Annotated in this window: 17 protein-coding genes; 8 read left to right on the forward strand and 9 right to left on the reverse strand. The window is 71.4% G+C overall.

Annotated features, from left to right (window positions below):
• Positions 1–181: 181 nt before the first annotated feature.
• From IEY17_RS21625 to IEY17_RS21630, 3 genes are read right to left on the reverse strand one after another with little or no spacing between them, the layout of a single operon-like run.
• Complete coding sequence (locus tag IEY17_RS21625) at positions 182–2,626, reverse strand: GcvT family protein (RefSeq protein WP_229680402.1); 2,445 nt, start codon at positions 2,624–2,626, stop codon at positions 182–184.
• A gap of 28 nt (positions 2,627–2,654) precedes the next feature.
• Positions 2,655–2,780, reverse strand: coding sequence for a hypothetical protein (locus IEY17_RS25875; protein ID WP_268240380.1), 126 nt, complete (start codon positions 2,778–2,780; stop codon positions 2,655–2,657).
• Entirely contained in the window at positions 2,780–3,865 is a 1,086-nt protein-coding gene (locus IEY17_RS21630; protein ID WP_188990660.1) for an S-(hydroxymethyl)mycothiol dehydrogenase, read from the reverse strand. Before IEY17_RS21630 ends, IEY17_RS25875 begins: the two co-directional genes overlap by 1 nt.
• Positions 3,866–4,203: 338 nt before the next feature.
• Here IEY17_RS21630 and IEY17_RS21635 point away from each other — a divergent pair, with 338 nt between their 5' ends.
• From IEY17_RS21635 to IEY17_RS21645, 3 genes are read left to right on the forward strand one after another with little or no spacing between them, the layout of a single operon-like run.
• The gene (locus tag IEY17_RS21635; protein ID WP_188990662.1) at positions 4,204–4,551 is read left to right on the forward strand and encodes a bifunctional 3-phenylpropionate/cinnamic acid dioxygenase ferredoxin subunit; all 348 of its coding nucleotides are present in this window, start codon (positions 4,204–4,206) and stop codon (positions 4,549–4,551) included.
• Positions 4,548–5,732: an NAD(P)/FAD-dependent oxidoreductase gene (locus IEY17_RS21640; protein WP_188990664.1), complete on the forward strand. Its 1,185-nt coding sequence runs from the start codon at positions 4,548–4,550 to the stop codon at positions 5,730–5,732. The genes IEY17_RS21635 and IEY17_RS21640 overlap by 4 nt, the downstream gene beginning before the upstream one ends.
• Entirely contained in the window at positions 5,716–6,333 is a 618-nt protein-coding gene (locus IEY17_RS21645) for an MmyB family transcriptional regulator (RefSeq protein WP_188990666.1), read from the forward strand. The genes IEY17_RS21640 and IEY17_RS21645 overlap by 17 nt, the downstream gene beginning before the upstream one ends.
• Positions 6,334–6,361: 28 nt before the next feature.
• Here the strand turns inward: IEY17_RS21645 and IEY17_RS21650 are convergent, their stop codons facing one another.
• A complete protein-coding gene (locus IEY17_RS21650; RefSeq protein WP_188990668.1) occupies positions 6,362–6,670 on the reverse strand; it encodes an EF-hand domain-containing protein in 309 nt (102 codons plus the stop codon).
• 179 nt (positions 6,671–6,849) lie between these two features.
• A complete protein-coding gene (locus IEY17_RS21655; protein ID WP_188990670.1) occupies positions 6,850–12,345 on the reverse strand; it encodes an ATP-binding protein in 5,496 nt (1,831 codons plus the stop codon).
• A gap of 272 nt (positions 12,346–12,617) precedes the next feature.
• On the opposite strand from IEY17_RS21655, the gene IEY17_RS21660 reads away from it, so the two are divergent.
• Positions 12,618–14,972 carry an ATP-binding protein gene (locus IEY17_RS21660; RefSeq protein ID WP_188990672.1) on the forward strand — a complete coding sequence of 785 codons (2,355 nt, stop codon included), beginning with the start codon at positions 12,618–12,620 and terminating at the stop codon, positions 14,970–14,972.
• A gap of 41 nt (positions 14,973–15,013) precedes the next feature.
• Here IEY17_RS21660 and IEY17_RS21665 read toward each other — a convergent pair whose 3' ends face one another.
• Positions 15,014–15,499: an ester cyclase gene (locus IEY17_RS21665; RefSeq protein ID WP_188990673.1), complete on the reverse strand. Its 486-nt coding sequence runs from the start codon at positions 15,497–15,499 to the stop codon at positions 15,014–15,016.
• A gap of 101 nt (positions 15,500–15,600) precedes the next feature.
• Here IEY17_RS21665 and IEY17_RS21670 point away from each other — a divergent pair, with 101 nt between their 5' ends.
• The gene (locus IEY17_RS21670) at positions 15,601–17,952 is read left to right on the forward strand and encodes an ATP-binding protein (RefSeq protein ID WP_188990675.1); all 2,352 of its coding nucleotides are present in this window, start codon (positions 15,601–15,603) and stop codon (positions 17,950–17,952) included.
• A 198-nt stretch (positions 17,953–18,150) separates the two neighbouring features.
• On the opposite strand, the gene IEY17_RS21675 is transcribed toward IEY17_RS21670, so the two are convergent.
• Positions 18,151–18,348, reverse strand: coding sequence for a hypothetical protein (locus IEY17_RS21675; protein ID WP_188990826.1), 198 nt, complete (start codon positions 18,346–18,348; stop codon positions 18,151–18,153).
• Between the two features lie 186 nt (positions 18,349–18,534).
• Here IEY17_RS21675 and IEY17_RS21680 point away from each other — a divergent pair, with 186 nt between their 5' ends.
• Positions 18,535–19,341 (forward strand): alpha/beta hydrolase, encoded by an 807-nt coding sequence (locus IEY17_RS21680; protein ID WP_188990677.1) that lies wholly within the window; start codon positions 18,535–18,537, stop codon positions 19,339–19,341.
• 59 nt (positions 19,342–19,400) lie between these two features.
• Here IEY17_RS21680 and dhaL read toward each other — a convergent pair whose 3' ends face one another.
• Positions 19,401–20,027: a dihydroxyacetone kinase subunit DhaL gene (gene dhaL / locus IEY17_RS21685; RefSeq protein ID WP_188990679.1), complete on the reverse strand. Its 627-nt coding sequence runs from the start codon at positions 20,025–20,027 to the stop codon at positions 19,401–19,403.
• Between the two features lie 39 nt (positions 20,028–20,066).
• Positions 20,067–21,068, reverse strand: coding sequence for a dihydroxyacetone kinase subunit DhaK (dhaK, locus tag IEY17_RS21690; RefSeq protein WP_188990789.1), 1,002 nt, complete (start codon positions 21,066–21,068; stop codon positions 20,067–20,069).
• Between the two features lie 134 nt (positions 21,069–21,202).
• Here dhaK and IEY17_RS21695 point away from each other — a divergent pair, with 134 nt between their 5' ends.
• Both IEY17_RS21695 and IEY17_RS21700 read left to right on the forward strand, forming a co-directional pair.
• On the forward strand, positions 21,203–21,961 hold the full coding sequence (locus IEY17_RS21695) for an IclR family transcriptional regulator (RefSeq protein ID WP_188990682.1): 759 nt from the start codon (positions 21,203–21,205) through the stop codon (positions 21,959–21,961).
• Positions 21,962–22,360: 399 nt separating this feature from the next.
• Positions 22,361–23,488 carry a glycosyltransferase family 4 protein gene (locus IEY17_RS21700; RefSeq protein WP_188990683.1) on the forward strand — a complete coding sequence of 376 codons (1,128 nt, stop codon included), beginning with the start codon at positions 22,361–22,363 and terminating at the stop codon, positions 23,486–23,488.
• Positions 23,489–23,599: the final 111 nt, after the last annotated feature.

Consider the following 23,599-nt stretch of genomic DNA (forward strand, 5'->3'; position numbering starts at 1 on the left):
CACAGAACCACAGCTCCTCAAAAATCCGGGACTGCTCCAGGGAGAAAATCGCCGGATCCGTGTAGTACTGGCCCGGCAGCGTCGTCAGCAGGCTCTCCGTCGGACCGGTCGTCGTCATAGCAACCTCGCTTCGGTAGGTTCGGGTGGTTCGGGAACGGGGACGGTTGGTAACCCGTCCGCTTCAACAACGGATTCGCTCCATCCGCGGGTCGAACAGCGGCTCGGCCGCGACGGTCGCGGGGAGCTGCTCGCCGAAGTACTCGACGTGCACGGGGGTGCCCGGCTCCGCGTAGCGGCTGGGCAGCCAGGCGTAGGCGATCGAGTGGCCGATGGTGTAGCCGTAGGCGGCGCTGGTGACGTAACCGACCGCGGCATCGTTGACGCGCACGGGTTCCTTGCCCATCACCACGTGCTCCGGCCGGTCCATCAGCAACGGGACGAGTCTGCGCCGCGGCGGCTGGTCGGCGAGTTCCACCAGTGCGGACCGGCCGACGAAGTCGCCCTTGTCCAGCCGGACGGCGAACCCCAGCCCCGCCTCGTAGGGGTTGTGCTCGGGGGTCATGTCGGTCCCCCAGGCGCGGTAGCCTTTCTCGAGACGGAGGCTGTTGAACGCGCTGCGGCCACCGGCGACCACCCCGAACTCCTGCCCCGCGGTCCACAGGGCGTCCCACAGCCGCAGCCCGACGTCGGCGTCGGCGTAGATCTCCCAGCCGAGCTCGCCCACGTAGGACACCCGCATCGCGGTCACCGCGACCCCGGCGATCCTCGCCCGCTTCGCCTTGAAGTAGCCGAAACCGCGGTGCGAGAAGTCGTCGCGGGTCAGCGGCTGGACGAGGTCGCGGGCGCGCGGGCCCCACACGCCGACGCAGCAGGTTCCGGCGGTGATGTCGCGGACCGACACCTCCCGGGGGGCGTGCCGCAGGAACCAGTCCAGGTCGAGGTTGCCGTTGACCCCAACCTGGAAGCGGTCGTGGTCCAGCCGCGCCACCGTCAGGTCGCTGCGTACACCACCCGCTTCGTCGAGCAGCAGCGTGTAGCGCACCGTGCCGGGCCTGACCGCCATCTGGTTGGTGGTCATCCGCTGCAGGAACTCCAACGCGCCGGGCCCGCTGATCTCCAGTCGCTTCAACGGCGTCATGTCGTACAGCGCCACCCGCTCGCGGGTCGCCAGGGCCTCGGCGGCCGCGATCGGTGACCAGTATCGGGACGCCCATTCGCCGCGCTGTGGGAGGTGCAGATCCGCGGTGTGCTCGGCGTTCGCCTCGTACCAGTGCGGTCGCTCCCACCCACCGGCTTCCAGGAAGAAGGCGCCGAGTTCCCGCTGCCGCGGGTAGAACGGACTGACCCGCAGCGGTCGCGGCTGCTCGGCGGGCTGTAGCGGGTGCACGACGTCGTAGACCTCGACGAAGGCCCGCGTCGAGCGCTCGCGCACGTAGTCCGGGTCGAGCTGCACGTCCTCGAAGCGGTGCACGTCGCACTCGTGCACGTCCACCGTGGACCGCCCCTCGACGAGCAGCTCCGCGACGGCTCGCGCCACCCCGGCGGAGTGCGTCACCCACACCGCCTCGGCCAGCCAGAAACCGGCCACCTCGCGAGATTCACCGACCAGCGGCATGCCGTCCGGGGTGAACGACATGATGCCGTTGAAGCCCTCCTCGACCTCGGCGTCGGCCAGGGCGGGCAGCAGCGCCACCGCGTCCCGCCACGCCGGATCGAAGTCGACCGGGGTGAACTCCAGCATCGAGGGCATCACCGGGGCGGCGTCCGGGGACAGCACCTCGTCGAGGTCGACGGGCATGGGCCGGTGCGCGTAGGAGCCGATGCCGAGGCGGTCGCCGTGCTCGCGGAAGTACAGGTCGGCGTCCTGGTGTCGCAGGATCGGCCGCTGCGCACCGTCATCGGGCAGCCCCGAGGTGCCCACCACGTGGCTGGTCTTGGCGTACTGGTGCGCCATCGGCAGCAGCGGCACGTGCACGCCCGCCATCCGGCCGATCTTGGGGCCCCACAGCCCGGCCGCCGACACGACGACGTCAGCGGGCAACGCGCCGCGGGAGGTGACCACGGCGCTGACCCGGCCGCCGCGCTGTTCGATGTCGACGACCTCGTGGTGCGCGAGGAACACAGCTCCCCGCTCGATGGCGCGCCGCGCCTGCGCCTCGCACGCCCGCAGCGCCTTGGCCAGACCGTCGTCGGGCGTGTGGAAACCGCCGACGACCCTGTCCCGGTCGACCAGCGGCCACAGCCGCGCGCATTCCTGCGGGTCGAGCAGTTCGGACCGCACGCCCCAGGACTGCGCCAGTCCGTGCTTGCGCTTGAGGTCGTCCCACCGCGCGGTCGTGGTGGCCAGCTCCAGGCCGCCGATCGGCAGGAAGCAGGGCGCGCCGTCGAGCCGCAGCTCGCGGTACTTGCGCACGGTGTAGTCGGCGAACTCGGTCAGGGACTTCGACGGGTTGGTGCAGAACACCAGCCCCGGCGCGTGCGAGGTGGAGCCGCCGGTCGCGAACAGCGGGCCCTGTTCGACGACGGTCACGTTCGTCCACCCACGCTCGGTGAGCTCGTCGGCCAGCGCGCAGCCGACGATGCCGGCGCCGATGATGACCACCCGTGGGCCAGCGGAAGAAGTCACCAGCGTTGTCCTTTCGTCCTCTCCGGCATCAGCGGCCTCGGGCGAGCCACTCGTCCAGGTGCGCGGACTCCGCGCTGGGGCCGGTGTGCACGGTCGTGGCCGGGTTCAGCGCGAACACCCCCGAGGTCACCACCTGCTCCACCGGCGCGCCCATCAGAGCACCACCACCGAGCGCAGCACCTCGCCGCGGTGCATGCGGTCGAAGGCGGCCTCGACGTCGTCCAGCGCGATCCGCTCGGTGACGAAGGCGTCGAGGTCGATGCGACCCTGCTGGTGCAGTTCGACCAGCACCGGGAAGTCGCGGCTGGGCAGGCAGTCGCCGTACCAGGAGGATTTGACCGCGCCGCCGCGGGAGAACACGTCGATCAGCGGCAGGTTCAGCTCCATGTCCGGGGTCGGCACCCCCACCAGCACCGCGGTTCCGGCCAGGTCGCGGGCGTAGAACGCCTGCCGGAACGTCTCCGGCCGGCCGACCGCGTCGATCACGACGTCGGCGCCCACGCCGTCGGTGAGCGCCCGGATCGCCTCGACCGGGTCGGCGTGCCGAGCGTTGACGAGGTCGGTCGCCCCGAACCTCTCGGCCCACTCGAGCTTGCGCGGGTCGACGTCGACGGCGATCACCCGCCGGGCACCGGCCAGGTCCGCGCCGGCGATCGCGGCGCTGCCCACCCCGCCGCAGCCGATCACCGCGACGGTGTCGCCGCGCTGCACCGGCGCGGTGTTGACCGCAGCCCCGATCCCGGCCATCACCCCGCAGCCGAGCAGCCCGACCACCGCCGGGTCGGACTCGGGATCCACCTTGGTGCACTGCCCCGCGGCGACCAGCGTCTTCTCCGCGAACGCGCCGATGCCCAGGGCTGGGGACAGCGGCGTGCCGTCGGTCAGGGTCATCGGTTGCTCGGCGTTGCGGGTGTCGAAGCAGTACTGGGGGCGGCCCCGGCGGCAGGACCGGCACCGGCCGCACACCGCCCGCCAGTTGAGCACCACGAAGTCCCCGGGCTCGACGTCGGTGACGCCGGGGCCGACCGCCTCGACGACGCCGGCGGCCTCGTGCCCGAGCAGGTACGGGAACTCGTCGCCGATGCCGCCTTCCCGGTAGTGCAGGTCGGTGTGGCAGACCCCGCAGGCCTGCACGGCGACCAGCGCCTCCCCGGGACCGGGGTCCGGGACCAGGATGTCGAGCACCTCCACGGGTGCGCCTGCCTTGCGTGAAACGACGCCTCGGACCTCGTGGTGCACGGGCAGCTCCTCTTCGCACGAGCGCGGGGGTATCGGGGGTGAGCGGACCAGAGCCGCGAACAGGTGGGTTGCGTAATGCACACCTCGTTGCCTGATGCGAGACAACACGATGAGGCCGGGCCCGGCCACTGTCAAGGGGTTTCGGCGACACGCTCGGGGTTACCACCTGGTAGCCCGAACCCTCACCCGGAACCGCGTCGATTCCCGTGTGTCGCCCAGGAAAAACGTCTCGAAGACGCCCCGCTCACACCCTTGACGACCATCCGTACGTCAGCGATCCTGTTGCGCATCACGGCCCATGTTCTCCTATGCGCAACAACTCGGGAAGGGAATCGCCCATGATCGCCGTCTGCCGTGTCGAGGAGCTGCCCCCTGGGGAGTCGATCCGGTTCATCGCCGACGCGCCCATCGCCGTGTTCAACGCCGACGGCGAGTTCTACGCGATCGACGACACCTGCACGCACCAGGACGCCTCGCTGTCCGACGGGTTCCTGGAAGGCTGCTTCGTCGAGTGCCCGCTGCACGCGGCGTCCTTCGACCTGCGCACCGGCATGCCGACCTGCCTGCCCGCCAAGCGACCGGTGCGCACCCACCCGGTGACGGTCGAGGACGGTGTCGTGTACGTGCATGTGGCCGGGCAGGACCGCCAGCCGGAGTACGCGTGGGAACAGGAGGGCGTCGCGTGAGGACGATCGCGGTGGTCGGCACCTCCCTCGCCGGGTACTCGGCGGCGCAGCAGCTGCGCGCGCAGGGGTTCGAAGGCCGCCTGGTGATGGTCGGGGACGAGGTGCACCTCCCCTACGACCGGCCTCCGCTGTCGAAGGACTTCCTGCTCGGCAAGATCGACCAGGACGCCCTGGCGCTCGCCGACCAGTCCGACATCGACGAGCTCGCAGCCGAGTGGCGGACCGGCGACCCCGCGGTGCGCCTCCGGTGCTCCGACGCCTCGATCGAACTGCTCAGCGGCGAGCGGATCGGCGCCGACGGCGTCGTCATCGCCACCGGCGCCGCTCCCCGGACCCTCCCCGGGACCGAGGGCATCGCCGGGGTGCACGCCCTGCGCACACTGGAGGACGCCGCCCGGCTGCGCGACGAACTGGCCGGCGATCGCCGCGTCGTGGTCGTCGGAGCCGGTTTCATCGGCGCCGAGGTGGCCTCGTCGTGCGCCGCTCTCGGCCTCGACGTGACCTTGGTGGAGGCTGCTGAGCTGCCGCTGGTGCACGCGTTGGGGCTGCGCATGGCCGCGGCCTGTGTGGAACTGCATGGCGATCACGGGGTGCGGGTCCGGCTCGGCACCGGTGTCGAGCAGATCCGGTCGGGCTCCGACCGCGTGACCGGCGTCCGCCTCACCAGCGGGGAGGAGTTGCCCGCCGACGTTGTGGTGGTCGGCATCGGCGTCAGCCCGAACACCGGGTGGCTGGCGGACTCGGGACTCACCCTCGCGGACGGTGTCGGTTGCGACGCGGGCGGGGTCACCGAGTTGCCCAACGTCGTGGCGGTCGGTGATGTCGCACGGGTGCACCGACCGGATCTCGGCCGTTCCGTGCGCACCGAGCACTGGACGGCGGCCAGCAGCCAACCGCGTGCCGCGATCCGGAACCTGTTGGCCGGGCGCACCGTCGAGCACCACGACGACGTTCCCTACTTCTGGTCCGATCAGTACGGCGTGCGGATCCAGTTCGCCGGAACCGTCCAGCCCGGCGACGAGGTCACCGTCGTGGACGGCGACGTTGCGGACCGCTGCTTCCTGGCGCACTACGAACGCGGGGGCCGGCTCGTGGGGGTCCTCGCGTTCAACCAGCCCCGGGCGTTCGGCCGGGCCCGACGACAGATCGCCAAGCCCGCCCTGGATGCGCCGCTGTCCTGAAAACCCCACCGCAACGCCCATCCCGGGTCCGGTTCCCCGCCCCGGTGCTCAGAACAGGTCAGAGGGCACGCCCGCGTTCGTGGAGAACAGGCGCCTGGACGTGCTCGCGGTCAACCGGCTCGGCCACGCGATGTACGCGCCGATGTTCGAAGACTCGGGGCGCCCGGCCAACTTCGCCCGGTTCACATTCTTCAACCCGCGGTCGACCAGGTTCTATCGTGACTGGGACTGGGTGGCCAACACCACCGTGGCCATCCTGCGCACGTCGGCTGGTCGCGACCCCTACGACAAGGACCTGTCCGACCTCATCGGAGAACTCAGCACCCGCAGCGAGGAGTTCCGCACCCGCTGGGCCAGGCACAACGTCCGCCTGCACCAAACCGGGCTCAAGCACTTCCACCACCCCGTGGTCGGCGACCTTGCTCTGACGTTTGATGCGCTGGAGCTCGCCGCCGCCCCCGGCCTGCGGTTGATCGCCTACACCGCCGAGCCCGGATCCGCGTCGGAGGATGCGCTCAACCTCCTCGCCAGCTGGGCCGCGACCCTCGACCAAGGCGACCAGGACGAGGCCACCACCGACACGGACGCGCGCACCCGGTGACCGCGCACGCTGCGACGGTCCGGGGCCGCTAGTCCTCGCGGACGGGACGGGACGTCGACAGGCCCCATCGGGATATCCCGTCGACGAACTCGCTGAAGGTGATGTGGCCGTCCCCGTCCTCGTCGAGCTGCTGCATGAGGTGTTCCACCGTCTGCTCGATCTCGCTGGCAGTCAGCACGGCGTCCGCCGCGTCGCCTCGTCGATCGAGTTCGTTCAACAGTCTCAGCAGCAGTGCCGTGATCTCGTTGCGGTCGAGCACGCCGTTGGCGTCGACGTCGGACGCCGCGAAGAACGTCCTGGGGTCGAATTCGTGCGTCGTCGCTTCCTCGTCTGCCATTCCGGTTCCCTCGGTTGCGGTGATCGGTCGCCCCCATGATCCCAACGGGCCGGGTCTGGCGGATGCGTTCCGCGATGATTCGCCGACCACCGCCTCGGCAAACGGGGCCTTCCGGCCGACCAAGGCGGTTCGCGGGGTCCTTTTTCGCGGAAGGACCCCGCGAACCGCGAGCTGTGGTATCAGCCGTCGTTGCCCAGTCCCCGCTCGATGGCGGCGATGATCTCGGGACGCAGCCGAGAGGGCTGGATGATCGCGTCCACGGACCCGACCTCCACCGCGCGCTGGACGCTGTGCACCGCGTCGAACTCCGCGGCCACCTCGCCGAGCTTCTCCGCCCGAACCGAGGACCGCACCTCCGCCAGCTCGGTCGCAACCGAGGCGCGCTCGACGTCGGCGACCTCCGCCAACCGGGCCTCCAGTGCGCGCACCCGCGGGTCCTTCGCGGTGCGGGCGTTGACCTCTCCGGCGAAGACCACGGCCGCCGCAGGAGCGCCGCCGATGACCGAGGCGAACGATCCCTCCACCGCCAACACCGTCATGTTCGGGTTGAGCGCCTTGGAGAACACCACGAAAGCCCCACCGTGGTAGCGGGAGATCACGCAGAAGACGATCGGGCCCTCGAAGTTCACCACCGCCCGGCCGATCTCGGCGCCGTACTCCAGCTGCAGCTTGCGCATCGACTCGGGCGACCCGTCGAAGCCCGACAGGTTGGCCAGCACCACGAGCGGGCGGTTCCCGCTGGCCGCGTTGATCGCCCGCGCCACCTTCTTCGACGACCGCGGGAACAGCGTGCCGGACGTGTAGGTGTCCGGACCGTCGGTGGGCGGGAAGCCCCGGCGCGGCACCGACCGCGACTCGATGCCGAGCAGGCAGACCGGCCAGCCGCCGAGGTGGACGTCCTGCACCACCGCCGTCTCCGCGTCGGCCATCCCCGCCCAGCGCTCCAGCACCGGGTGGTCCTGGTCGGCGACGGCCCGCATCACCGTCCGGATGTCGAAGGGCTTCTTGCGGTCCGGGTTGCTGTCCGGCGAGAAGATCTCCCCGACCGTGGTGAAGTCGCTGCCGACCACCGCGTGCGGGTAGCCGGAGATGTCCCGGTCGACCGGGTCGGAGGTCCGCGCCCGGCGCGGGGACGATTCGCCGGGCACGACATAGGTGTGGTCGTAGTGCGCCATGAGCACCCGCCAGGCCCCGGCGAGATCGGGCGCCCAGTACTGGGCCTGGCCGTTGGGGCCCATCACGCGGTCGTAGCCACCGATGCCGAAGTTGTCCTCCGCCGAGACGCCACCGGAGAAGTCCAGGGACTGCTTGCCGGTCAGCACCATCGCCGAATCCGGTGTCATCACCAGGACTCCCTTGGTGTGCATCAGCATCGTCGCCTCGGCGTTCCAGTACGGCTGGGCGCCCACGTTGATGCCGGCCACCACGACATTGATCTCGCCACCGTCCTGGGTGAAGTGCACGATCCGCTTCAGCGCCGCGGCTATCGAGTCCATGTTCTCGGTGCCGGACTCCATCGAGATGCGGGCGCCCGCCGACAGCGCGTACCACTCCACCGGCACGCCCTTGCGTTCGGCGAGGTCCAGTGCCGCGATCACCCGGCTGCACTCCGGTTCGGCGAGCGCGCCGAGGGCCTTGGTGGGATCGCCCAGCAGCACGACGCGGGTGAGGCCCTCGGGGCAGCGCTCGGTCGGCGTGCTGGCCACGCCCACCACGATGGCCGCTTCGTTGCGGCCCTTCGGCCGGTCCACCGGGACCAGCGCGCCGGTGTCGTCCAGGTCGTGCTCGACGAACGTCCCGCCGGGCCCGGCCACCACGTCGATCAGCTCGTACGGGTAGACGGTGTCGCGGCGCCGCGCGCGCAGCACCTTCTGCCCGTAGTCGTCCAGCGGCTGGATCGGCTCGGTCGGCGGTTCGGTGATCTCGATACGCAGGCCCGAGCCGTTCTGGTCGGCCAGCCGCACCGCCACGTCGCGCAACTCGCCCGTGGACCGGTCCCGCTGGCGGCCGAGGAACAGGACCTCCTCCAGCCCGGCCCCCGCGGTCCTCGGCGCCACGCGCGCGGCCACCGCGTCGAGGTCCTGCTCGGACAGCTCGGTCGACGGCCAGACGTAGAGCACGATCCGGTTGGTGTCGAGCCGTTTGTTGACCGGACGCTGCGCCTGGACCCGGCGGATCGCGTCCAGGCAGGCGTCGAGCACCGCCTCGGCGGCCGGCAGCGCCATGACCCGGCCGTCGGAGTCGCGCAGCGGCGTCAGGTCGCGGACCTGCGCCATCGCGACGAGACGTTCGTCAGCGGGGTTCTCCGGCGCGACGCACCGGAACAGGTGGACGTCCTCGTCTGCCGACGGGAGCCGGGTCAGGTCGAAGTTCTCCAGCCGCTGCAGCTGCAGCCGCTCCGCGACGAGCGGGTGCAGACCGCGCAGCACGCGCTCCTCGATCAGCCCGCTCTCGGCGGGTGTGAAGGTGAAGTGGTGGTGCGTCGCCGTGCTGCGGCGGCCGGCCACCGTGGTCGTCACGCGCCGCACCTGCGGCGGCAGCGGCAGGTGCGCCAGCGCATCGCGCAACGCGGCGGCCGTCGCGTCGGGGTCCGCCGGCTGGTCGCTCCAGGCCAGGTAGATGTCGGCGACGACGTCGGCCGAGTTGTCGGCCGCGCCGGCGACCGCCTGGACGGCCTCGGCGAGGTCGGCGAAGTCCGCGGCCGTGGCGACCAGCCGCGTTCGCCGGCCGTCCAGGGTGAAGTCGGCGGTGACGAGCGAGCGGCCGGAAGCCCTCCGGCAGCAAACGTCCGTCAGCGCCCGGTCCCGGTAGTAACGTCTGCTGAGCACCTCCAGCAGCGCTCCGTCGTCCGCGCCGTTGCGGCCGATCCGCTGGCCGAGCAATCGCACCAGCGGCTCGGGGCTGGCCACCATGGCGGCGATGCGCTCGGCCCGGTCCGGCGCGTCGGGGTTCTCGTCGAGGTGGCGCAGGTGCCTGCGTACGTTGGCGTAGACCTCGGCGCGCGTGCGCCGCAGCACGGGCTGGGCGAACCAGCGGAACACCACGCTGCGGGCGAGATCGCCGACCACCGGGAACCGCACCTGGGTCGCCACGATCAGGTGCTCCAGCACCTGTCCCACGGTCTCCCGCAGCGCGGTGGGCGGCACCGGCTCGGACAGCCACTGCTCAAGCAGCGCGGTCACCAGCGCCACGTCCGAAGCCGCGCGCTGCTGGGCCAGGAAGATGCGGAAGACGGCCTCCTCCAGCGCCGGGGTCCGGTCCAGACCGTCGACGCCGTAGTGCCCGACGACCCGGGTGAGCCGGGTTTGGAAGGTCTCGGGAAGCCCGGCCCGCTCGACGTCGAGGCTCTGCAGGTAGGTGTGGAAGAACTCGCGTGGGCTGTGCACCCGGGTGTCCGCGCCGGAGTCCTCGTCGGCGGGTTTGTTCCGGCTCAGCTCGGACAGGTCGGCGAAGATCTGCAGCAGCTCGACCTCACCGGTGAGCGGCCGGTGTCCCGCGGCGCCCAGTTCGGCGCGGGCGGCGAGGTAGTCGACCAGGCAGCGCTCCTGGTCGTGCGGGTCGACGTCGAACCCGAGCAGGCGGCTGCGGAGTTCCTGCAGGCCGCGTGCCACGCGGTCCTGCGCCGACACTCCGTCCGGCTCCGGCGGCAGCTCGAGGTCCGCGGTGGACTCGTCGGTGCTCTCGGCCCCGTCATCGTCCTCACCGACCGGTTCCAGGCGCAGCAGCGCGGCGCCGGTCTCCACCTGGCTTCCGACCGAGACCAGGCATTCCCGCAGCCTCGCGCGGAACGGTGCGCGCAGCACCGTCTCCATCTTCATGCTCTCCAGGACGAGCACCGGCGCACCGGCATCGACCTCGGCACCGACCTCCAGCGGCGTGGCGACCACCAGGGCCGGTGCCGGCGAACGGAGCACGCCGCCCTCGTCGCGGCTGATCCGGTGCGTCACGCCGTCCACCTCGACCAGGTGGATCGGCCCGTGGGTGCCGGTGACCAGGCGGAACCGCTGCCCGTTGACCACGATCTGGCCGGTGCCGGCGTCGAACCGCTCGAGTTCGGCGTCGATCAGGCGCACGTCGTCACCGCTGACGAAGCCGACCCGGAACCGCTGCTGGCCCACCCGGGCCACCATCACGCGGTAGCCGGCACCGCGCAGCTTGAGGTCGATCGTGCGGCCACCCTTGTGCTGCACCTGCGGGCGACCGCCGTGCGCGGTGGACAGCAGCCGCTGCAGCTCGACCTGCTCCTCGTCCTCGTAGGCCGCGATCGCCGCCGCGGCCAGCGCGATCCCGGAGCCCCTGTCGCAGACCAGCCGGCCCTCGCCGCGCACCCGGTCGATCCAGCCGGTGTCCGCGCTGCCGTCGATCACCTCGGGCTCGTTGAGCAGGTCGAGCAGGAAGCTCTTGTTGGTGGTGCCGCCTTCGATGAGCACGGTGGTCTGGGCGAGCGCGCGGCGCAGGCGGCCAAGCGCCTCGTCGCGGGTGCGGCCGTAGGCGATGATCTTGGCGATCATCGAGTCGAAGTCGGCGGGAATCTCGTCGCCCTCGCTCACCCCGGTGTCGACGCGGATGCCGGGCCCGGACGGGAGGTCGAGCAGGGTGATTCGGCCAGGCGCCGGCGCGAAGTCGCGGTCCGGGTCCTCGGCGTTGAGCCGCGCCTCCACCGCGTGCCCGATCTCGGGCGGGATGTCGCCGTCGAGCGTGCCGCCCGCCGCCACGTGCAGCTGGGCCTTGACCAGGTCCATGCCGGTCGTGGCCTCGGTGATCGGGTGCTCGACCTGCAGCCGGGTGTTGACCTCGAGAAACGCGAACAGCTTCTCGGCTGGCTGGTACAGGAACTCGACGGTCCCGGCCCCGCGATAACCGACGGCCAGCGCCAGCCGCTCGGCGGCTTCTTTGAGCTCGCGCACCTGCTCGGCGCCCAGCACCGGCGAGGCGGACTCCTCGATGATCTTCTGGTTGCGACGCTGCACCGAGCAGTCCCGCACGCCCAGCGCCCACGCGGTGCCCTGCCCGTCGGCGATCACCTGGACCTCGACGTGCCGGGCGCCGGTCACCAGGCGTTCGAGGAACACCACGCCGCTGCCGAAGGCACGCTCCGCTTCCAGGCGGGTGCGGTCGTAGGCCTCCTTCAGCTCCACCTCGGAGTGGATCACGCGGATGCCACGACCGCCACCGCCCGCGGCCGCCTTGAGCATCAGGGGGTAGCCGATCTCCTGGGCTGCCCGCAACGCGCCGTCGAGGTCCTCGACCGGGCCGCGGCTCCAGGCCGCCACCGGCACCCCGACCTCCTCGGCGAGCAGCTTCGCGCCGATCTTGTCCCCCAGCCTGCGCATGGCCTCGGGGCTCGGACCGACGAAGGTCACCCCCAGCTTCTCGCAGAGTTCGGCGAACGCCGGGTCCTCGGCCACGAAGCCCCAGCCGACCCACACCGCGTCGGCCCGCGTTTCGCGCAGGGCGCGTTCCAGCACGTCGAGATCCAGGTACGGTCGCGCGGACGCCGGGCCGAGGCAGTAGCCGATGTCCGCCTCGCGAACGAACGTGGCCGTGCTGTCCACGTCGGTGTGGAGTGCGACGGTCTGGATCCTCGCCGCCCCCTCGGCGTTGATCTCCCGCACGGCGTGGATCAGCCGCATGGCGGCTTCTCCCCTGTTCACGATGGCGATACGACGGAACACCGACAAGCCTCACAAGTCCGACAACAACGCGAAAAGGCGACGGCCCGCGTGCGGAACGTCGCCGAACTCGCCCCCAACTCTGCCAGTTGCCGACGAGTCGCGTTAGGCGGAGCGAGACAGTCGTTCATGACCAAGATTTGTAGAGTGTCGCCAATCCAGGTCGGCGACCTCGCGGAAGCCCCGGACGGTGCCCATGGTTGCGCCGACGCCGGGCGGTGGAACAATCAGCCTGACCAGGAAAGTCCCAGCTCGAATGATCGGTTGGTCGAGCCATGGTCGCAAAGCCGCCAGGCAACCTGCCCGCTGACACGTCGAGCTTCGTCGGCCGCACCCGCGAGGTCGCTTCGGCGGAGGAGCTGTTGTCGGGCACTCGGCTGCTGACCCTGACCGGTCCCGGTGGCGTGGGCAAGACGCGGCTGGCGCTGCGCATCGCCGCCGAAGTGCGCACGGCGTTCCGGGACGGCGCCTGGCTGGTCGAACTGGCGGCGCTGGAAGATCCCGACCTGCTGGTGCAGGCCGCCGCCACGACGCTGGGAATCCGCGACTGGTCGTCGCGGCCGACCCTGGACGTGCTGCTGGGCTACCTGGCCGACAAGCACATCCTGCTGGTCCTGGACAACTGCGAGCACCTGGTCGGCGCCTGCGCGGAGTTCGTGCAGGTGTCGCTCGGCGCGGCGCCCGGACTGCGGGTGCTGGCCACCAGCCGCGAGTCGCTGCGGATCCCGGGTGAACAGCTGATGGCCGTGCAGTCGCTGTCGCTGCCGGACCCCGACCACACGCTGCGGCCGGATGAGATCACCCGATACGAGGCGATCGACCTGCTCGACCAGCGAGCCTCGGCCGCGGCACCCGGGTTCTCCCTCACCGCCGACACCATCCCGCCCGCGGTGCGGCTCTGCCGGCGGCTGGACGGGATCCCGTTGGCCATCGAGCTCGCCGCCGTGCAGTTGCGGACCATGCCGATCGAGCAGCTGCTCTCCGGCCTGGAGCAGCATTTCAGCCTGCTCACCAGCGAAAACAGCACCGCACTGCCCCGCCACCAAACCCTGCGGGAGACCATCGACTGGAGCTTCGACCTCTGCTCACCCGACGAACGGCGGTTGTGGGCCCGCACCTCGGTGTTCGCCGGGGATTTTGACCTCGAGGCCGCCGAGAGCGTCTGCTCCGGCGACGGCATCTCCCCCGACGACGTCGTCGTCCTCGTGTCGGAGCTGGTGGAGAAGTCCATCCTGACCCGGTCCGACCCGCCGCACGGCCAACGCGCGCGGTACCACATCCTGGACACGCTTCGCCGGTACGGACTGGAGAAGCTCCGCGCCTGCGGCGAAGAGCAGCGGCTGCGGCAGCGGCACCGCGACTGGTACCGGAGCTTGGCCGAACGGGCCGCGGCGCAGTGGTTCGGCCCGGACCAGGCGCAGTGGGTCGCCCGCCTGCGCAGCGAGCACACCAACCTGCGGGCGGCCATCGAGTTCTGCCTCTCCGAGCGGACCAACGTCCAGGCCGGACTGCGTATTGCCGGATCGCTGTGGTGCTACTGGATGCCGTGCGGGGTCCTCGCGGAAGGGCGGCAGTGGATCGACCGCCTGCTCCAGTTGGACCCCGAGCCGACCAGCGCGTACGGCACAGTGCTGTGGGTCTACAGCTGGGCGGCCTCCCACCAGGGCGAACCGGACGCCGGCGAAACCCGCGCCGAGCAGTGCCGCAGGCTGGCCGAGCAGCTGGGCGACCCGCAGATGGGGGCGTATGCCCTGCAGGTGGCCGGGCTGGGCGCGATGAGCAGAGGTGACCTCGCGAGCGCGCGGTCGTTGTGCGCCGAGGCGTGGCGCCGCCACCGCGCCCTCGGTCATGTCGCCAGCCCCGCGGTCATGGCGCTGATGCAGCAGGGCTTCGTCGCGGCGCTGCAGGGCGACGTCGACCAGGCCGTCGCGTACGCCGAGGAATGCGTCAGCATCACCGGGGAACACGGTGAGGACTGGACCCGTTCGTGGGGGCTCGTGGTGCTCGGGCTCGCCCTGTGGCTCCGCGGCGACCACCGGGCGGCGATCCCGCCGCTGCGGGAGAGCATCGCCACCAAGCGCGGCCTCCACGACCTGTTCGGCCTCGGCATGGCGGTGGAGTTCCTCGCCTGGTCGCTGACCTGCACCGGCCGCCACAAGGACGCGGCCCGGCTGTTCGGGACCCTCGAGCGCATCTGGCCGTTGGTCGGCGTCCCTCTGATGGGAATCCAGCCGCTCGCCGAACTGCACCGGGAGAACGAGGCGAAGACCCGGGCCGCGCTCGGCAAAGCGGCTTTCGACACCGCCTTCGGCGCGGTCGCGGGGTTGGACCCGTACCAGGCGCTCGACAGGGTGCTGGGCGACGAAGGCATTTCGGGGCAGGCCGCGCGGCGAAAGCCCTCGTCGAAGCGCGACGACCAGCGGTGGGCACCGCTGACCCGCCGGGAGCGGGACGTGGCCCTGCTGATCGCCGAGGGTTTGTCGAACCGGGACATCGCCGCCAGGCTGCTCATCGGGCAGCGCACCGTCGAGTCGCACGCGGAACGGATCCTGACCAAGCTCGGCGCGACCTCACGCGCCCAGGTCGCGGTCTGGGTCGTCGAACGGCAGGCCGCCCACCAGCCGGGCTGACGGGCCCCACCGGCGCAGCGGCAGGGAGGACCGGGCCTGGCTCAGGCCCTCCTGGAGAGGCCCACGCCGGTTTGGGCGTCCTCCTCGCCGCGCATCTGGCGGAGCAGGGTCTCGTTGTCGTAGTAGACGCGCTCGGCGACGAGCTTGCCCGCTTCGTCGTCGTCTCCGAAGAGGTAGAACGCGGCCACTTCCACCGAAACCGGTCGGCCCTGCGGCGCGACCCCGCAGTACTCGCCGCGGTGTGTCCCGGTGATCGTCACCTCACGCACGGACGTCCCGGGGGTGTCGTACGCGCCGGTGACGACGACCCGGAAGTCCGGGATGGCCGCCTCGATGAGCTGGTAGAAGTCCTGGACCCCCTGGAACCCGGGAAACCGGGTGCTCAGGGGGACGACGTCGTAGTACGCCCGCTCGTCGGTCAGAAAGGTCCCGTACACGCGCGCCCAGTCGTGCTCGTTCTCGCCGCGGATGTGCTCGTCGATCGTCCGGCGTTGGGCGACGATCCGCTCCTGGTCGGTCACGGTCATGATGACTCCCCTCGGTTCAGCGTTGCACCGCCGGTCCGCATCAGCAACCGAACGGCCCGCGCGTCCGGGCCGCTCCGGCCGCCGCGTACTAGGCTGGCGTTGTGTCCGGCATCACCGCGGGTCTGCGGCGGAGAGATGACCGGTCGGCCGAGGTGACCAGCTTCGTCGGACGTCGGCGCGAGATCTCCGAGCTGAAGCGGCTGCTGTCGGAGCACCGGCTGGTCACGCTCACCGGTCCCGGCGGGGTGGGCAAGACTCGGCTGGCGCTGCGGGTGGCCGACGAGGTCCGGCGCGCGTTCCACGGCCGGATGTGGGTCGTCGACCTCGCCGAGTTGCGCGAGCCCGGGCTGCTCGCCGAAGCCGTCGCCGAGCAGCTGCGGGTGCATCAGGGGAGCGCCGAGCCCGCCGTCGACACGATCATCGACCGCATCGCCGCCGAGCCCGTGCTGCTGGTGCTGGACAACTGCGAGCACCTCGTCGACGCCTGCGCGACGCTGGCGAGCACCCTCGTGCGAACCTGCCCGGAGCTGCGGATCCTCGCCACCAGCAGGCAGTCGCTCGGCCTGACCGGCGAGCGCACCTACCAGCTCCGACCGTTCCCGGTGCCCGACCCGGACCGGGTCAGCTCGCCCGCCTCGGTCACCCACTTCGACTCCGCGCGGCTGTTTGTGGATCGCGCGACCGCGGTGCTGCCGCACTTCACCGTCGACAGCGGCAACTACCGAGCGCTCGCCCGGCTCTGCCACGACCTCGACGGCATCCCGCTGGCCATCGAGCTGACCGTGCCCCAGCTGCGCGCGCTCACCCTCGAGCAGCTCGCCGACCGGCTCGGCGAACGCCACGCGTTGCCGGGCGGCAGCCGACGCGGCCTGCCGCCGCGGCACCGGACCCTGGAGGCGCTGATCGACTGGAGCTACCAGCTGTGCAGCGAGGCCGAGCGCCACGTGTGGGTGAGCGCGTCGGCGTTCTCCGCCACCTTCGACCTGGCTGCGATCGAGCACGTCGCCGCCGACGACGCGGTTCCGCGGAAGGACGTCCTGGGGCTCGTCGACGCGCTGGTGGACAAGTCGATCTTTTTGCCCGAGCGCACCACGACCGGGACCCGCTACCGGATGCTGGACACCACCCGCCGGTACGGCGAGGAGAAGCTCGCCGCCGCGGGCCGGCAGGACACCGTCCGCCACCGCCACCGCGACTGGTTCGCCCACCTTGCGGCGAGCTTCGGCGGGCGGTGGATCGGCCCGGAGGAGCCCGCGTGGCACGCCCGGGTGCACCAGGACTACCCGAACCTGCGGTCGGCCCTGGACCACTGTGCCCACGCGGACGGCGAAGCCGGGATCGGCCTGCGGATGGTCGTGCAGCTCGTCGACTACTGGACGTTGCGCGGGACGCTCGCCGAAGGGCGCGTCTGGCTCGACCGCCTTCTCGACCGCGTGCCCGGGCAGTCGCGGGAGCGGCTGGCCGGCCTGGTGCTCAGGGCCTGGTTCGCCGTCGAGGAACACGACCGAACCACCGCCCGGGCGTGCCTGGCCGAGGCCGTGCCGCTGGCCGGACGAGTGGGCACCGATGAGCAGGTGGCCTACCTGGTGGAGGTCTCCGGGATGGCCGCACTGCTCGAATCCGACCTGGGCCGAGCGGTCGAGTTGCTCGGCGCCGCGTTCGAGCGGTTCCGCCGCGCCGGAATCCTGCGCGGCGAACTGTTCGCGCTGGGCCTGTACGGCTTGGCCGCGGGACTCAACGGCGATCCGGCACGTGGCCGTGAGCTGCTCGACATGTGCATCGACGAGGCCGTGCGGGTCGGCGATGTCTTCTGGCGGTCCTACGCGCTGTGGGCGCGCGGCTGCATCGACGTGCACGACGACCGGTTCGACAGCGCCGAGCGGTTCTGCAAGGAAGCGCTCCGCACGGCGCTGGTGCTCTCGGACAGGTCCGCCATGGCGTTGGCGGTGGAAGCCCTCGCCTGGGTCGCCGAGGGACGCGGGCGCCACGATCGCGCTGCCCGGCTGTTCGGCTCCGCCGGCGCGCTGTGGGCGGAGATCAGCGGCTCGCACGTCTTCTACACCGCCCTGACCGGCTGGCACCATGACTTCCTGGCGCGCACCAGGGCAGCGCTGGGCGACAGCGCCTACGAGAGATCTTTCCAGGACGCCTCCCGGCAGTCGATCGCCGACGCGATCGACTTCGCGCTGGAGACCGCGCCCCGGTCCGCTGCGCAGCAGCGCTCGCGTGACCGTTCCGGCGCGGAGGATCAGGCCCTGACCCGCCGCGAGTTCCAGATCGCGCAACTCGTCGCCGCGGGCCTGACGAACCGGGACATCGCCACCCGCCTCGAGATCCCCCAGCGCACGGCCGAAGCGCACGTCCAGAACATCCTGACGAAGCTGGGCTTCCGCTCACGCGCCCAGATCGCCACCTGGGTGGCGGCCCGAGAAGGCTCCCACCTACTCACCTGAACCCGAAAACCCGGCGCCGACCCGAAGGGTGGATCCGTTTGGTCGGTCGACGCCGTATGCGCGGCGTTCCTGCTCGGTGAGGGCGGCACGCGTGTGCGCGCGGTGGTGCTGGGCGAGATCGGGGGGACGTTGCCTCGTGTTCCCTCACGGAGTTCGCACTGGTGCGTCCGCGTGCTCGCCGATCAGGGGCTTCAGGTGTCAGCCTCCGGGCGGGGCGATGCTCATCGCGACGCGCACCGCCTCCAGGTGCGTCCGGCACACGGTTCGGGCCCGGTCCGGTCCCGGGTTGATCCGGGTGCCCATGGCGTCACAGACCCACGTGCCGGTGCAGTAGTTCCGGTACACGTGCGGCTTCTGCCGGCGGAGCTGCTTCATCGGGGTTCGGGGCGAGTGCATGGTCGGTCGTTCCTGGTCGTGGCTCGTGTGATGGGTGGATCTGACAGCCCCCAGATTCGCTCGGCCGGCCCCACCCGGACACGGGAGCACTACCAAGGCGACTACCTACTTCTGGTCCTGGCCGACCCGCGTGGTCGCCCGGCCACCGGAAGAGCCGCAGGCGGTGATCCCGCACACACTGGTGCTGTGCTGCGCGTCGTGCTCGTCGTCGTGGTGGTGGTCACCGTGGTGCTGACGTGTGTCTGGGCGTTCCAACGCCGGTTGATCTACTTCCCCTCCGGGCAGCCACCGCCGGTGTCCACGGTGCTCAGCGGCGGCCGGGAGGTGGTGCTGCGCACCAGCGACGGGCTGCGGCTGGACGCCTGGTACGTGCCCGGCCGCGGCCAGCCGCGCGGCACCGGTGTGCTGGTCGCCAACGGCAACGCGGGGAACCGCTCCCTGCGGGCTCCGCTGGCCGACGCGCTCGCCAACCGCGGACTGGCCGTGCTGCTGTTCGACTACCGCGGCTACGGGGGCAACCCGGGCCGCCCGAGCGAGGAGGGGCTGGCCAAGGACGTCCGCGCGGCGCTGCGCTACCTCGTCGAGGAAGCCGACCTGCCAGCGGACCGGCTGGTCTACTACGGCGAAAGCCTCGGCGGGGCGGTGGTCACCGAGCTGGCCGCCGAGCACGAACCAGCCGGGCTGGTGCTGCGGTCACCGTTCACCGACCTCGCCGCCGTCGGCCGGCGCCACTACCCGTACCTGCCGGTCAGGATGCTGCTCCTGGACCGGTTCCCGCTCGTGACGCACCTGCGCGACGTCCGGTGCCCGGTGATCGCCGTCTACGGCAGCGCCGACACGATCGTGCCCCCGGAGGAGAGCAGGGCCGTGGCCCGCATCCGGCCGGGCACGACCGAGCTGGTCGTGGCGAACGCGGGCCACAACGATCGCGCGCTGCTGGACGGTCCCGAGGTGGTCGAGTCGGTGGTGCGCCTCTCCCCCGGACCGCGTTGACCCACCGCAGGTGACACCGGCTGCGTTCGTGGCAACGCGCCCCGCACGCCGCGTGCGCACTAGGCCGGGGCTTCGTCGGTGGCCGCGCGGAAGAACATCGCGACCGTGAGAGCCCCCGGATCGACGACTCCGCGCGCGTTCTCGCCCACGTAGCTGGCGCGTCCGCGGCGTGCGAGCAGCTGTTCGGTGGACGCCGCCCCGGCGCGCGCCGCCCGCGCTGCCTCGGCGAGTGCGGTGTGCACGTCCACGCCCCGGTCGGCCGCGTCCGCCAGCGCCTGCGCGGCGGGCACCATGGCGTCCACCATCGTCTTGTGGCCCACCTCGGCCTTGCCCAGCCGCTGCACGACGGCGGCGGCGTTGGTCGCGGCCACGGCCAGGGCCGACGTGGTGACGTCCGCGCCGAGCGCCTTGGCGAACTCGCGGAACCACATCCCGAACAACGGTCCGCTGGTGCCGCCGGTGTTCAGGAAGGCATCCGAGACGGCCGTGAAGACGGCGCGCGGCGACTCGGACGGTTCCGCATCGAGGTTGGCGGCCGTGCGGCGCAGGGCGGAGCGGAGGTTCGTGCCGTAGTCGCCGTCGCCGGCCTTCCGGTCCAGTTCGGTCAGCTCAGACGATTCCCGTTCCACCGCGGCGATGAAGCGGTCGATCCAGGCTCGCGTGCTCAACGTCGTCGTTGCGTCCATACCCTTTTCTCCGATCTTCGTCGACTACCCGCGGGTGGTTCACCAGGTCAGCGCCGGCGTGCGGACCGGGGCGTCCCAGAGGTCGACGAACTCGTCGTCGGCCCGCACCAGGGTGATCGAGCACCCGCGCATGTCCAGCGACGTCACGTACGGGCCCACCAGCGAACGGGCCACGTGGATCCCCTGGCCGTCGAGGAACTCGGTGAGTTCGCGGTGCGCGACCGACAGCTCGAGCGCGTGCGTGGCGCCCAGCCCGTTCACGATGGCCAGCACCGACTCGCCGCGGCGCAGCCCGAGCGCGTCCACGACCGGCCGGGCCAGTTCCGGTACGAGCTCGCGCACCGGCGCGAGAGGGCGGCGACCGATCCCGCGTTCACCGTGGATGCCAACACCGAACTCGATCTCGCCGTCGGGCAGGTCGAACGACCGGCGGCTCTGGCCCGGGTGCGTGCAGGACTCCAGCGCGAGGGCCATGGTGCGTGCCGAGTCCACGACGCGGCGCCCCAGGCCGGCGACCTCGGCCAGGCCGGCTCCGCGCTCGGCGGCGGCGCCGCAGATCTTCTCCACGGCGACGACGGCGGCCGTGCCGCGGCGTCCGGGTCCCTCGTCGTGGCCGTCGGTGGCGAGGTCGTCGTCGACGAGCACGGTCTCGACCTCGATGCCGTCATCGGCGACCAGCTCCGCGGCGATGGAGAAGTTGAGCACGTCACCGGTGTAGTTCTTGACCACGAGCAGCACCCCGCGACCGCGGTGGGCCGCCTCGACGGCCGCGCGGATCTGGTAGGCGGTCGGGCTGGCGAACACCGCGCCCGGGACGGCCGCGTCGAGCATGCCGACGCCGACGAATCCGGTGTGCAGCGGCTCATGCCCGGAACCGCCCCCGGACACCAGTGCGACCTTGTCCCGCCGACCGGCGTCCGCGCGGACGAGGTAGGCCGGGTCGGGGTTGTGCCGGAGCAGGTGGGGATGGGCCCGCTGCAGGCCCTGGAGCGCTTCGGAGACGAACTCGTCCGGATCGTTGATCAGCTGCCGAACGGGCACGGTCACACCACCTCATCGCAGTGTCTGCTTCATTACCGAATACAATTCGACATTGTCGAATCGCATTCGCACCGTAGGGCCTGACCGCGCTGGTTGTAAAGTGCAGCCACCGGGGAACCGCGGCAGGGAGGGCCATGATCCAGTCCGTCGACCGGGCGATACACGTGCTCGGCGTGCTGCAGGGGGCCCGACGCCTCAGCCTGTCGGAGATCGCGGCGCGGCTGGACCTGCCCCCCTCCACGGTGCACGGGATCATCAAGACCCTCGCCGCGCACGGGATGGTCGTGCAGGACCGCGAGTCCGCCCGGTACCGAATCGGTCCCGCCGTGCTGAAGCTGGCCAACGTCTACCTCGACACGCTGGAGCTGCGCTCGCGCAGCGTGAGCTGGTCGGCCGAGCTGGCCCGCCGCACCGGCTTCGCGGTGCGCACCGCGGTGGGCAACCTCGACGAGGTCGTGGTCATCCACCACGACCCCCGGCCCGACGGCTCCCGGCAGATGCCCGAGGTGGGCATCGTCATCCCGATCCACGCCAGCGCCCTCGGCAAGGCGCTGCTCGCCTTCCTCCCGGACCAGGCAGAGGAGCTCGCCCGGCGGGAACTCCGGAGCATGACCGCGGAGACGATCACCGCCCCGCAGGCGTTGCGCGACGAGCTCGACCGGGTCCGGCACACCGCGTTGGCCACCGAGCAGGAGGAGGCGGTGCTCGGCGACTGCGGCGTCGCGGCCCCGATCTTCGACGCCTCCGACCAGGCCGTCGGTGCCATCGGTCTCGTCGTTCCCAAGGAGGACTGGCCCCCGTCGGACGCGGCGTGCGCGGCGGTCCGCGAAACCGCACGCGCCATCTCGCGGGAACTCGGTGCGGCGCGCTGGCCCGTTCCCCCCAGCCACTGACGGCCCGGCCAGATGGCCCCACCGCTCGGCCCGGCTGGACTGCGGGGCAACACGAGCGTGTGTTCCTCGCGGGGCGGTGCTTCGCAGACCGTGAGCCAGGGACACCTCCGCGTTCGCCGGAACGGTCGCATGTGGACGCTCGGAGTTCGGCCACGGCACGGCAAGCCCGGTTGCCCCGCGTGATCCGGCGCGGAACACCGGCACCTGGCCGCATGACACCCCTTGTTCTTTCGAAGGATTCGCGGATTCCGTGGTGGCCCCGGTTCGCGGTCTGCGGGCACCGGTGGTGGACGTTAGGGTTGCGTGTCCGCACTTTTCCGGTATGCGCTCGTTTCCTGCGAGGGGTGAGCAACGATGCGGGTGTGCGTTGTTCGGTGCCATTACCTCCGCAATTCGCGGGTGAAGCGGGAGATCGACGCGCTGGTTCTGGCCGGTCACGAGGTGGATGTCGTCTGCCTGAAGGAACCCGGCAAGCCCGCTGTCGAGCGCGGACCGGGGCTGACGATCCGCCGGGTGCCGTTGCGGCACGACACCGGCGCCGGAATCGTGCGGCTGCTGTTCGAGTACGGGCTGTTCTTCCTGCTGGCGACCGCGATCGTCGCCGCGCTGCACGCACGGCGCCGCTTCGACGTGGTCCAGGTCAACTCGGTCCCGGACGCGCTGGTTTTCGTGGCGCTGCTGCCGAAGCTGACCGGGGCCCGGGTGCTGCTGGACGTGCAGGAGCCCATGCCGGAGTTCTTCGCCACGCGCTTCGGCCCGGGGCGCAAGCGCCCGCTCGTCCGGCTGATCGCGGCGTTGGAGCGGTGGAGCATCCGCTTCGCCGACGCGACGATCACCGTGACCGAACCGATGCGCCGCACGTTCGTGGCGCGCGGCGCGTCGGCGCACAAGCTCACCGTCGTCATGGACGGGGCGGACGAACGGGTCTTCGATCCCGACCGGTTCCCGCGCGCGGAACGGGACCCGAACCGCTTCGTGCTCATCAGCCACTGCACCATCGAGCCGCAGTACGGCCTGGACACCGCGATCGAGGCGGTCGCGCTGCTGGCCGAGGAGATCCCGGGCCTGTGCCTGCGGATCTTCGGGACCGGATCCCAGCGGGCAGAACTGCGCGCCCTCGCCGAACACCTCGGCGTGGCCGACCACGTGTGGTTCAGCGAAGGGTTCGTGCCGCTGGACCAGCTGGTGGCCGAGCTCGCCGCCGCCGACGTCGGGGTCGTCGCCATGAAGCGGGACCCGTTCCGCGATCTCACGCTGGCCGGGAAGATGTTCGACTTCATCGCCCTGGGCACCCCCATGGTCGTATCGATCACGACATCGGTGGAGGAGACCTTCGGCGACGGCTGCTTCGAGCCCTTCGAGTCGGGCAACGCCCAGGACCTCGCCCGAGCGCTCCGCCGGTTGCACGACGAACCCGAGCTGGCCCACAAGTACGCCCAACGCGCATCCGAGGTGGTCCGCCCGCTGTCCTGGCCGGTGCAGCGCCAGCGGTACCTGGACGTGGTCGCTGCGCTGGGCCGGAGCTGACCGCGTCACGCGAACAATCGAGGACCGCTACGGCCGGGAGGCCACCACGGCCCCGTAGCCGCTGTCCCGAAGGGTGCGGAGCGCCGCTGCGGCCCGGTCCTGGTCGGCGGG

Origin of the sequence: Saccharopolyspora thermophila, assembly GCF_014646075.1 — a bacterium.
Taxonomy (GTDB): Bacteria; Actinomycetota; Actinomycetes; order Mycobacteriales; family Pseudonocardiaceae; genus Saccharopolyspora; species Saccharopolyspora thermophila.

What these genes read in the sequence shown, in the direction of transcription:
- IEY17_RS25875 (WP_268240380.1), bottom strand. Translation starts at nt 2,780, where the DNA reads ATGGGCGCGCCGGTGGAGCAGGTGGTGACCTCGGGGGTGTTCGCGCTG.
- IEY17_RS21645 (WP_188990666.1), top strand. Translation starts at nt 5,716, where the DNA reads ATGCGCCGCTGTCCTGAAAACCCCACCGCAACGCCCATCCCGGGTCCG.
- IEY17_RS21665 (WP_188990673.1), bottom strand. Translation starts at nt 15,499, where the DNA reads ATGACCGTGACCGACCAGGAGCGGATCGTCGCCCAACGCCGGACGATC.
- IEY17_RS21675 (WP_188990826.1), bottom strand. Translation starts at nt 18,348, where the DNA reads ATGCACTCGCCCCGAACCCCGATGAAGCAGCTCCGCCGGCAGAAGCCG.
- IEY17_RS21635 (WP_188990662.1), top strand. Translation starts at nt 4,204, where the DNA reads ATGATCGCCGTCTGCCGTGTCGAGGAGCTGCCCCCTGGGGAGTCGATC.
- dhaL (WP_188990679.1), bottom strand. Translation starts at nt 20,027, where the DNA reads ATGGACGCAACGACGACGTTGAGCACGCGAGCCTGGATCGACCGCTTC.
- IEY17_RS21695 (WP_188990682.1), top strand. Translation starts at nt 21,203, where the DNA reads ATGATCCAGTCCGTCGACCGGGCGATACACGTGCTCGGCGTGCTGCAG.
- IEY17_RS21650 (WP_188990668.1), bottom strand. Translation starts at nt 6,670, where the DNA reads ATGGCAGACGAGGAAGCGACGACGCACGAATTCGACCCCAGGACGTTC.
- IEY17_RS21660 (WP_188990672.1), top strand. Translation starts at nt 12,618, where the DNA reads ATGGTCGCAAAGCCGCCAGGCAACCTGCCCGCTGACACGTCGAGCTTC.